General features: G+C 66.6%; 10 protein-coding genes and 2 pseudogenes. All 12 read right to left on the reverse strand.

Annotated features, from left to right (window positions below; all coding sequences use genetic code 11):
- A pseudogene (xpsN, locus tag Y887_RS16990) lies at nt 1-211 on the reverse strand (type II secretion system protein XpsN); the annotation flags it as partial.
- Entirely contained in the window at nt 201-851 is a 651-nt protein-coding gene (gene gspM / locus Y887_RS16995) for a type II secretion system protein GspM (RefSeq protein WP_046965471.1), read from the reverse strand. The gene gspM and the pseudogene xpsN, both read right to left, overlap by 11 nt.
- Complete coding sequence (locus Y887_RS17000) at nt 835-1956, reverse strand: PilN domain-containing protein (RefSeq protein ID WP_046965472.1); 1122 nt, start codon at nt 1954-1956, stop codon at nt 835-837. The genes gspM and Y887_RS17000 overlap by 17 nt, the downstream gene beginning before the upstream one ends.
- Complete coding sequence (locus Y887_RS17005) at nt 1953-2804, reverse strand: type II secretion system minor pseudopilin (RefSeq protein ID WP_046965473.1); 852 nt, start codon at nt 2802-2804, stop codon at nt 1953-1955. Before Y887_RS17005 ends, Y887_RS17000 begins: the two co-directional genes overlap by 4 nt.
- Nucleotides 2801-3436, reverse strand: coding sequence for a type II secretion system protein J (locus tag Y887_RS17010; RefSeq protein ID WP_046965474.1), 636 nt, complete (start codon nt 3434-3436; stop codon nt 2801-2803). The genes Y887_RS17005 and Y887_RS17010 overlap by 4 nt, the downstream gene beginning before the upstream one ends.
- Nucleotides 3433-3849, reverse strand: a complete 417-nt coding sequence (gene xpsI / locus Y887_RS17015) for a type II secretion system protein XpsI (RefSeq protein ID WP_046965475.1) — start codon at nt 3847-3849, stop codon at nt 3433-3435. The genes Y887_RS17010 and xpsI overlap by 4 nt, the downstream gene beginning before the upstream one ends.
- On the reverse strand, nt 3846-4352 hold the full coding sequence (gene xpsH / locus Y887_RS17020) for a type II secretion system protein XpsH (RefSeq protein ID WP_046965476.1): 507 nt from the start codon (nt 4350-4352) through the stop codon (nt 3846-3848). Before xpsH ends, xpsI begins: the two co-directional genes overlap by 4 nt.
- 9 nt (nt 4353-4361) lie before the next feature.
- The gene (gspG, locus tag Y887_RS17025; protein WP_039426219.1) at nt 4362-4793 is read right to left on the reverse strand and encodes a type II secretion system major pseudopilin GspG; all 432 of its coding nucleotides are present in this window, start codon (nt 4791-4793) and stop codon (nt 4362-4364) included.
- Between the two features lie 225 nt (nt 4794-5018).
- A complete protein-coding gene (gene xpsF / locus Y887_RS17030; protein ID WP_046965477.1) occupies nt 5019-6236 on the reverse strand; it encodes a type II secretion system protein XpsF in 1218 nt (405 codons plus the stop codon).
- 175 nt (nt 6237-6411) lie between these two features.
- On the reverse strand, nt 6412-8139 hold the full coding sequence (gene gspE / locus Y887_RS17035) for a type II secretion system ATPase GspE (RefSeq protein ID WP_046965478.1): 1728 nt from the start codon (nt 8137-8139) through the stop codon (nt 6412-6414).
- Nucleotides 8140-8268: 129 nt separating this feature from the next.
- A complete protein-coding gene (locus Y887_RS17040; protein ID WP_046965479.1) occupies nt 8269-10152 on the reverse strand; it encodes a diffusible signal factor-regulated S8 family serine peptidase in 1884 nt (627 codons plus the stop codon).
- 217 nt (nt 10153-10369) lie between these two features.
- Nucleotides 10370-10465, reverse strand: a pseudogene (locus Y887_RS21575) (adhesin); the annotation flags it as partial.

The raw sequence follows: 10465 nt of genomic DNA on the forward strand, positions 1-10465 counted from the left end.
GTGCGGCGATCTCCGAATATTTTTCGAAGGCCCCCAGCCGCTCCGGCGCAGGCGCCGGCAAGGTGGGCAGGCGTTGCACCAGCGCCGGGTCGTCCGGCAGCAGTTCCACGCGCTTGCCCAGCCCGGCCACGGCCAGGATGCATACCAGCAGCGCCCAGCCGACCACCGTGGCCAGCAACCAGGTACGCAAACCGATCAGGTCAAGGCGCATTGCTGGCCTCCCCGGCGGCGGCGGCGGGCGCGGCATCGGTATTCAACGGCGCAGCGCTGGCACCGGGTCGCAGATAACCTGCCAGCTCGAAGGCGATGTCCAGGCCGTTGCCGCTTTCGTTGGGCGAAAGCTGGTAGCGCTGCGCCATCACGTTGAGGTTGTCCACGAACAGCCGCGGGGCGCCGTTTTCCAGGCTGTACAGCACCGAGGCCAGCTCCGGCGTCCCGCAGCGCAGGCGTACCTGCACCGCCACGCGGGTGAAGCGGTCCTTGCTCTCCGGCTGCAGCGGCGAGCGGTTGCTGATCGCGCAGCTGCGATTGCCGGGGCTGGCTTCCACCACGGCGCGTTCCAGCCGCTGCACGAGCCCGGCCGAGGCCAGTTCGGCGGAGGTTTCCGGCAGAAAGCCCGGGCGGCTCTCCAGCGTTTGCCGCGCCTGGCGCAGCCGCTGGGTGACCTGTGGCGCCTGTTGCAATTGCACGCGCACGCGCAGCTCGCGCTCGCGCAGCGATTGCAGCTCGTCCTGCACGGCGATCATCGGCTGGGTGAACCAGGGGTGCACCAGCACCAGGTAGGCCACGCCGAGCACCAGCAGCAGCAGGCCCAATGCGATCCAGCGATCGCGCTTAACGCTGCGTGGCATCGGCCGCCTCCTTCGCATCGGGGCCGGCCAGCTCGGCGGTGATGGTGAAACGGTCGACGTTGCGACCGGCATCGCTCTGCAGCACGCCGGTCAGCGAGGGCGTGCGCCACAGCGGCGAGCCTTCCAGACGACGCACCAGCGACGAGGCTTCGTTGCTCAAACCGATCAGCTGCAATTGCCCGCCTTCGACCGAGAATTTTTCCAGATAGGTGCCTCCGGGCAGGCGCCGGCTCAACTCGTCCCAGATTTCCACCGAGGTCGGACGCGTGGCGCGTTGCTTCTGGAAGAAGGTGGCACCTTCGACCAGATCCACCAGCTGCTGGCGCTCGGCAGCCACCTGCCGCGCGCGCGCGGCGTTGGCCTGTACCTTGGCGCGCAGGTCGGCGGCGGCCTGACGGCGATTGTCCAGCAGCAGCCAGCCGGCCACTGCCAGCAGCACCACTGCGGTGGCGGCGAGCAGCAGGTTCCAGCGTTGCATCGGGTCGCTGCGCCGCAACCGGCGTGCCGGCGGCAGCAGGTTCACACCCAGCGGGGCGCCCTGCGCATCGGCTACATCGATGCCGGACAACGCGTTGGTCCAGGCCTCGGGCACACCGGCCGGGCCATCGATCATGCGCCGCGGCACCACCACCAGTTCGGCATCGAGCTGGCCGTCTTCGCGCACATCGAGCACGCGCGCGTCGAAATACACCTGGTCGGCGGTGAACGGGGTTTGCCGGTCGATTTCAAAACGTGCCACGTCCTGCAGCCGCGCAGCGGCGGCGGCGGGCAGGCGCAACGGGCGCCGCAACGCATGCGCCGACGGCAACAGCCAATGCCGCGGCAAGCCATCCAGCGCCGTCGGCAGCACGGCGTTGACTTCCTGCGGCTGCACCGGCCACGGGAGGCTGGCGATCGCCTCGCGGGTCTGGTCGCGCTGACGCAGCAACTGCAAGGCCTGCCCATCGAGCTGCAACAACAGACGCGCCTGCGACAGGCCCAATTGCCATTGCCAACGCTGCGGCAACCACGCCAGCAGCGATTGCTGCCACCAACGCCAGAAGCCTCCGGCTCCCGGCATGGCGCGTACGCCGATACGACCCAAGGTATCCCGCCATGCGGTCATTGCACTGCTGCTCCCTCTTCCCAACGCAACACGGTGTAGGCCGATCCCGGAACTGCAGACGCGCTTGTCGACACGACCGCCCGCAACACAGCCTCGCGTCCCTGACTCAGTCGCGCCCGGCTCTCGATACTATAAGTGTCAGACCCACCGACCGTCGCCTCGCTGCCCGGCAAACCCGGCGGCGCGTCACGCTGGGCCAGCAGTTGCTGCGCATCCAGGCCCATCGCGGTCAACACCGGGCCGGGCGCAAAGCGCGCCTCCGGGCGCGAGCGGCCGCTGTACAAGGTGATGTTGGGCAGCAGCTTGCGATACAACGCGCTGTCCATGCCCAACACCAGGCGCAGCTCGCCCAGGGTTTCGAACGGGCTGTCCTTTGCGCCATACGGCAGGCCGGCATCGGCGTAATCGCGGTCTTCCGCGCCGCCGCCGGGCTGGCTCAGCGAATCGCCATCGCGCCAATCGACGATGGCACCGGCAATGCGCGTATCGCGGCCTTGCTCGCCGCCCACGGCACGCACCAGCCCGGCCAACAGCGCCGGCTCGGCCATGTTCAGATCCACCTTGCCGCTTTCGTCAGTGATACGGATCTCCACGGTGGCGTCGTCCATCTGCCAACGATAGCGTCGGCCGTCTGCGCGCCAGCGTGCCTGGGTATCGGCGCTCTGCAAGCGCGACAGTGCGTATTCCAGGCCGGCGCGCGCGTATTCCTGCGCCTGCGCGCCGTTGCGCAGCATAGTGCCTTGCAGGGCCTCCACGCGCGCGGTGAGCGCAAACGCGCCGATCATCGCGGTGAGCAAGGCGATCAGCCACAACACCAGCACCAAGGCGGCGCCACGTATCCGGCTCATTGCCCCGCTCCGGGGTTGCTGGATTGCGGCAACGCCACTATCAACGGCGGCCATGCAGCGCCGCCGCTGCGGATCTCGATACGCACCATCAGCGGCAGGCGGTCGTGCCATTCCCACTGCGGCAACCATCCGCTCAGGCGGCCGTTCTGCGGATCCATGCCACGGTAGCGAAAGCTCACCTGCTGCACGCCTTGCGCCAGCGGCTCCGGCGGCAACGTGCTGCCTTCCTCGATCGACTTGCCCGATTGCAGCATCGTCAACGCGATCTGCAAGGTGCGCTGCTCGCCATCGCCAACCACCGACAACTCGTGCAGGTACGGGCCGCCGCGCCCCAGGTAATCCGGCACATCGGCGGCAAAGCGCATGCGCTGCGGTTCGCCGACGAACAGCATCGGCTGCTGGCTTTGCGGGTCGATGCTCATCGCCAGCGGCAACGCAGCGGCCAACCGACGGCGCAGGAATTCTTCCACCGCGCGCACGCGTTCGCTGCGTTGGGCAATCGCTTCGCCGCGCTGGCTCACCGCGCTGGCCGAGCGCAACGTGGCGAACGCCAATGCCAGCCCGCCGACCAACAGCATCGTGGCCAGCAGCACTTCGATCAGGGTGAAGCCTGCGCTGCGCGAACGGATCACAGCGGTGTGTCCTGCGCGGTGGCGGCCACCAGGCGCAAGGTGCGCCATTGCAGCATCTGATTGGGCGCCTCGCCCCAACGCACCACCAGGGTCAGTTGCAGCAGCTTGTGCGCGCCCGGGGCCACCGGCGCCTGCGGATTGCGTCGCGGTTCGTCGTAGGGGCGCACATCCATCGACCAGCGGAAATGCCCGTCTTCGAACGTGCCTTGTTGCTGCTCCGGCACCAGCGGTTTGTCCATGCCTTGCAACGCCAGCAGCGATTGCGCATGCAAGGTCGCACGCGTGCTGTCGTCGGCCGCGCGCACCTGGCGTGCCGCGCCGGACAACGACCCCAGCAACAGGCTCAACGCCAAGGCGAGCAACGCAAAAGCGACGATCACTTCGATCAGCGTGTAACCGCGTTGACGTTTCATGGCGCAGGCGTCCGCAGCGGGCCGGAACGCACTTCGCCAGTGATCCAGCCCACATCCACGCGCCAGCGCGCGTCCTTGACCTGCAGATCGATGCGGCCGCCGGTGGAAGCGCCATCGGGGAAGAACTGGATGGCGCCCTGATCTTCCCGCGACTGCACCTGACGCGCGCCGGTGAAGCGCACCTGCAGCGACGACGGCAGATCGCCATGATGGCCGCCGGGCGCTTCCCAACGGCGCTGCAGCGGGTCGATCAGGAAGCGTTGCGGGGTGCCGGTGGCGATCGCCTGGGTCCGTGTGTAGCGCAGTTGCGATGCGATCGCCTTGCCGGCGGTACGCAGGCGCATGCCATCGATGCCGCCGTTCAATGCGGCCGCCGCCAGCACACCGGCCATCGCGATCAACGCGATGACCAGCAGCATTTCAAGCAGCGAGGTGCCACGCGTACGGGTGCGGCCAGGACCGACTCCATGCGGACGACGCAACGGCTGACACGCAACGCGCATGGCGAGGGCTTATTGGTACTTGATGTCCGAGTCGTAGCTGCTGCCGCCAGGGCGGCCATCCTTGCCCAGGCTGATCAGGTCGAACGGCTGGCCATCGCCCGGCGCGCGGTACTCGATGGTGTGACCCCACGGGTCGTTGAGTTCCGCCGGCTTGGCGTACGGGCCCAGCCAGCCGCTGCTGCCGCCGGGCTGGGTGACCAGGTCATCCAGCTTGCTCGGCAACTTGCCGGTGTCGAGCTGGAAGTTTTCGATCTTGCCGGCCAGGGTCTGGATCTGCGACTTGGCCAGATTGGCCTTGCCGCGATCGGCGCCACCGAGCACCCGGCTACCGACCAAGGTCAGCACCGCGCCGATCAGCACGATGACGATGATGATTTCCAGCAAGCTCATGCCGGCCTGGCCTGCGCGCGACGGACTACGGGTGATGGAGCGCTTGATCATGAACGATTTCCTTGCACGTCGATGAAGGATGCTGCCGCTACTAGATGACACAGCGGCGATTGCATTGGTTCCCGCGTAGGTGTCGAGCGGTCACCGGAACGTTGTTGTGAAGACGCCGCGCAAGTGAAAGCGCTGCGTGCGGTGAAGCCAGTGTACGAGCGATGCGTGCCGCTGCCGAGCCCCGCTTGCGCCCGCCGGGCGGCGCAGCCGCGTTGCCCGCCACTCTCAGCCGATCGCATTGGTGAGGTCATACAGCGGTACTAGCACCGAAATGATGACAAGCCCCACCACCGACGCCAGGACCAGGGTAATCAGCGGCACCAATGCGGCCAGCGCACGGTCGATCGCTTGCGCGGTTTCCAGCTCGAAGGTATCGGCGGTCTTGAGCAACATCGTGTCCAGCGCGCCGGATTCTTCGCCGACCTGGATCATCTGCAGGGCCAGCCGCGGAAAGCGCTTGCCGCGCGCCAGCGACATCGCCAGGCCATGCCCGTTCTTGACGTCGTCGGCAGCGTTGGCCACATCCTCGACCAGCGCCAGATTGGACATCACGTTGCGCGCGATGCCGATCGCCGCCAGCAACGGCACGCCGTTGCGCAACAAGGTGCCCAGGGTGCGCGTCAGGCGTGCGGTTTCCAGGCGCGCGATCAGGCTGCCGACCACTTTCTGGCGCAGCAGCCATTCGTCCAGGGATGCGCGGAAGGCGGCATTGCGCCGCTTGCGATCCAGCCACAACCCGAGCACGCCGGGCACCACGATCAGCACCAGCCACCAGTCGCGCACCAGCAAGCCCACGCTCAACACCGCCTGGGTGAACCACGGCAGCGCAACATCCAGGCTTTCGTACATCTGCGCGAATTGCGGCACCACGTAGCCCAGCAGAAACAGCAGCGCGCAACCGACCACCGCCAGCAGGATCGCCGGGTAGATCAGCGCGTTGATCACCTTGCCCTTGAGCGCGCGGCTGCGTTCCAGGTAATCGGCCAGCCGTTGCAAGGTGTCCTGCATGCTGCCGCCGGCTTCGCCCGCGCGCACCATATTGATGTACAGCTTGGAGAACAGCCCATGCTGCCGCTCCAATGCAGACGACAGCGGCGCACCGCCGCGCACGGTGTCGCGAATGTCGCCGATGACGCGCCGGCTTTTTTCGTCTTCCGGCAGATCCATCAGGATCGACAATGCGCGATCCAGCGGCTGCCCGGCACCGATCAACGTCGCCAGCTGCTGGGTGAATTGCACCAGCGCCGCATTGTCGAACGGCTTCTTGCGCAACAGCGTGCGCAGCGAGGGCGAATCGTTTTCGCCGGTGGCCAGCCGCGTTTCCACCGGCAGATGGCCCTGCTCCTGCAGGCGCAGCGCAACGTCCGCGTCGCTGGCCGCTTCCATCTGGCCATCGAGCATTTCGCCATGGGCGTCGAGCGCTTTGTAGCGGTACAGGGGCATCAGGCTGGACGGCTGGGAGTGGGGATTCGGGATTCGGGAATCGGGAAAAGCAGGATCCTGCGCTGCGTTGGCGCCACCGGGCGCAAACGCACGCGTGCAAAACGCATTGCCAGGACGCTGCTCTGCTTATCTTCCGATCCTGAGCATCCGATGCTCGCTGTGGCTGCGTTGACTCTCACGCATCCTCCGTCACGCGCAGGACTTCTTCGATGGTGGTTTCCCCGCGCAGGGCCTTGGACAGACCGTCTTCGTACATGGTGCGCATGCCGGCCTTGCGGGCCAGCTGTTCGATCTCGCCCATGCCGGCGCGGCGCATCACCGCGCGCCGCAGTTCGTCGTTCATCACCAGGAACTCGACGATGGTGGTGCGGCCGAGATAGCCGGTCGGTGCCGCGGCCGAAGGTCGCGGGCGATACAGATAAATCTCGCCATCGGGCTGCAGACGGCGCAGAGCGAACCTGTCGATTTCCTCCGGCGATGCGGCGTAGCGTTCGGCGTTGTCCAGGTCGAGCTTGCGCACCAGGCGCTGCGCCAGGATGCCGTTGATGGTGGAGGTGAGCAGATAGTCTTCCACGCCCATGTCGAGCAGACGGGTGATGCCGCCGGCCGCGTTGTTGGTATGCAGCGTGGACAGCACCAGATGGCCGGTGAGCGCGGACTGGATCGCGATGCGCGCGGTTTCCAGATCGCGCATTTCGCCGATCATGATGATGTCCGGATCCTGGCGCACGATGCTGCGCAGCGCGTTGGCAAAATCCAGCCCGATCTGCGGTTTGGCCTGGATCTGGTTGATGCCTTCGATCTGGTATTCCACCGGGTCCTCGACGGTGATGATCTTCACGTCCGAGGTGTTGAGCTGGCTCAACGCGGTGTACAGCGTGGTGGTCTTGCCCGAGCCGGTCGGGCCGGTCACCAGCATGATGCCGTGCGGTTGCTCCAGCACCTTGCGGAACTGTGGCAGGAAGTCTTCGGTAAAGCCCAGCTTGTAGAAATCGAACACCACCGTTTCGCGATCGAGCAGGCGCATCACCACGCTCTCGCCGTGCGCGGTGGGCACGGTGCTGACACGCAGGTCCAGCTCCTTGCCCTGCACGCGCAGCATGATGCGGCCGTCCTGCGGCAGCCGGCGTTCGGCGATGTTGAGCTTGGCCATGATCTTGATGCGGCTGATCACCGCGGCGGTGAGCTTGGCCGGCGGGCTTTCGCCTTCCACCAGCACGCCGTCCACGCGGTAACGCACCTTGAGCCGGCTCTCGAACGGTTCGATATGGATGTCCGATGCCCGCAATTCCAGTGCGTGCTGGATCACCAGATTCACCAGGCGAATCACCGGCGCTTCGGAGGCAAGATCGCGCAGCGCTTCGATGTCGTCGCTGCTGTTGGCGTCGCCATCGGCGGTCTCGACGATGGTGCCCATCGCACTGCGGCCCTGGCCGTACCAGCGCTCGATCAGATCGTCGATTTCCGAACGCAGGCCCACCTGCAGGAACAACGCACAGCCGGTGGCAAGACGCACTGCATCGATGGCGTAATCGTCGTACGGATCGGCGATCCACAACTCCAGCCGGCCATCGCGTTCGCCCACCGGGCACAGATGAAATTGTTTGAGGAAGCGCAACGACAAGCCCTGCACGTCGGGCAGCATTTCCGGCGGTGTATCGCCGAGCTGGCGTGCATCCACCAACGGCAGGCCGAGTACATCGGCGCAGGTCTCGGCATGATCGCGCTCGGACACCAGGCCCAGGCGGCCGAGCAGGGCCAGCAGGCCCATGCCGGATTCGGCCTGCAACTGGCGTGCGCGCAGCAGATCGGAGTCCTTCAGACGACGGCGTTCAAGCAACGCTTCGACGATGCGCGTTTCCGCACTTCGATGCTCAATTGGATCGACGGCAACCGCGTTCACACTCGTCTCCACTGGTCCGGCGCCGACTGTAGCAGTTTGCCGCGACGATCAACCGCACGCATCTGAATCGTCCTGAAAAACAATGCCCCCGGTGATTGGCCGGGGGCATTGGTCACACTATTGCGCTACTTACTGTCGTGCAACGAGGGTCAGCTTCGCGTAATTGGATGCGCCTACCAGCTTGATGTAGTAGGTGCCCGCCTTCGGTGCAGTGAAACGGACGGTTTCGCTGTTGCCCGGACGCGTGGACTTGGCATCGAAACTGGTGGCGCTGGGCTCGGCTTCATAGCTGACGTACACCGACACGTCGCCGGTACCGCCGTAGGTCATGAAGCTCAGTACGGCACCGGCCTTGGCCTCGAAACTGTACAGCGTGGAGCTGCCGTAGGTGCCGCTCAGACCGGCCAGCGGCGCCTTGTTGGTCAGTGCGATGGCCGTCGGTGCGCAGGTCTCGGTGGCCGGATCGCACGGCTCCACCAAGACCGCTTCCAGCGCAGCCTTGGCGTCGACGATGCCGCTGCCGATCGGGGTGCTGGCCGGCGGGGTCACCGGGAAGCGGCGGCTGGTCTGCTTGAGCAACGCCTCGACCGCAGCCGGGGTCAGCGGGCCGTCGCCCAGGCCGATCGCTGCGCTCTGCACCAGGGCCACGACGCCCGCCACGTGCGGGGACGCCATCGAGGTGCCACCCAAGCCCATATAGGTATAGCTTCCCGAGGTCGGCGTGGTCGCACCGGTGTAGCCGGCCTGCCAGATATAACCACCCGGGTTGCCGTCCACGCTGCCGCCGCCGCCGGGACCGGACAGGTCCACCTTGCTGCCGTAGTTGGAGTAATAGGTGATGCCGCCGGTGATGCGGGTGGCGCCCACGGTGATGGTGTTGTTGCAGCTGGCCGGCGAATGGTTGGCCGCATCTTCGCCGCTGTTGCCGGCCGCCACCACCACGGTGGTGCCGCGCGACACCGCTCCATTGATGGCCAGCTGGGTAGCCGAATCGCAGGGCTCGCCCCCACCCAGGCTCATGTTGATCACCTCGGCCGGATTGGTGTTGGCGGGCACGCCTTCGACCGTACCGCCGGACGCCCACACGATGGCGTCGGCGATGTCGGAGGTGTAGCCGCCGCAACGGCCGAGCACGCGTACCGGCAGGATGGTCGACTTGGGCGCCACGCCGGCCATGCCGACTCCGTTATTGGTCGCCTCGGCCACGGTGCCCGAGACGTGGGTGCCGTGCCAGGAGCTCTCCTGGGCAACCGAGCCGTTGTAGCAGACGTTGTCGGCCTCTTCCCAATCGCCGTAATCCAGTGCACCCGGGACGCGGGCGTCGGTCGGGCGACGCGAGACTTCGGCGTCGGTGATGAAGTCGTAACCCTGCAGGAGGTTGCCGGCAAAATCGGGATGGCCCGGCAGGATGCCGGTATCCAGCACCGCCACCACCACGCCGGCGCCCTGCGACAGATCCCATGCGCCCGGCGCATTGATGCCGCCGTTCGGGTTGCTCAGGTGCCACTGGTACTGCGCATACAGCGGGTCGTTGGGAACCAGCTGCGGGCTCACATCGGTCGCTGCAACGCTCTTCTTGATCTCGACCGGACGCAGCATGCGGTCGATCTGCACGTCGGCGACGGACGGGTCGTTCTTGAGCTCGACGACCACCTTGTCCACCTGGGCGGCGGTGAGCGTGCTGGACAGCTTGATCAGGTCCGAGCCGATGCCGAGCTTGCGCACATACGTCGCCTTGGCGGCGGCTGCGCTGCTGCGTGCGCCGGTAGCGGCGCCGACCCGGCCGACCGCGGCCTGCACGGCATTGAGCTTGCTGCCGCGATCGGTCGCAGCGGCGGTGTCGTCCTTGTAGCGCACGATCAGGCGGCTACTGAATTGGGCGCCGGCCGAAGCGGACTGGGTCGGTTCCTTGACCAGCAGTTTCGGTGCGGCAGCCAGGGTGCCGGACGCACCAAGGGCCATCATCAGGATGGCGCCGGTCAGCGGGGTGAGGCGGAAGGTCTTGTCGATCACGGTGAAATCCTCTTCGTGTTTTTCGTGAATCAGGCTTGGAACGGGGTCGACAACACCGCGCAGCCGTGAGCCGGCCTGCGGCAGTTGATCGATCGCTCCTGGTACGGCCATCACTCCATGCGAATCCGTTGGCTGGCCTAGCCACGGTCCTTGCCCGCCCCCTCAGGCCTTACCGCGGCGGCGCAGCTCGGCGCCGCCGCGTTTGATGCAACCCGTGTTACCAGCCGAAACCGGCACCCACGCCGATCGAGCTGTCGTCGCCGCTCAGCGCGCCGCCCACGGTCAACGTGGCGCGCGGGCTGATCGCACGCTG

Source organism: Xanthomonas pisi DSM 18956 (assembly GCF_001010415.1).
Taxonomy (GTDB): domain Bacteria; phylum Pseudomonadota; class Gammaproteobacteria; order Xanthomonadales; family Xanthomonadaceae; genus Xanthomonas; species Xanthomonas pisi.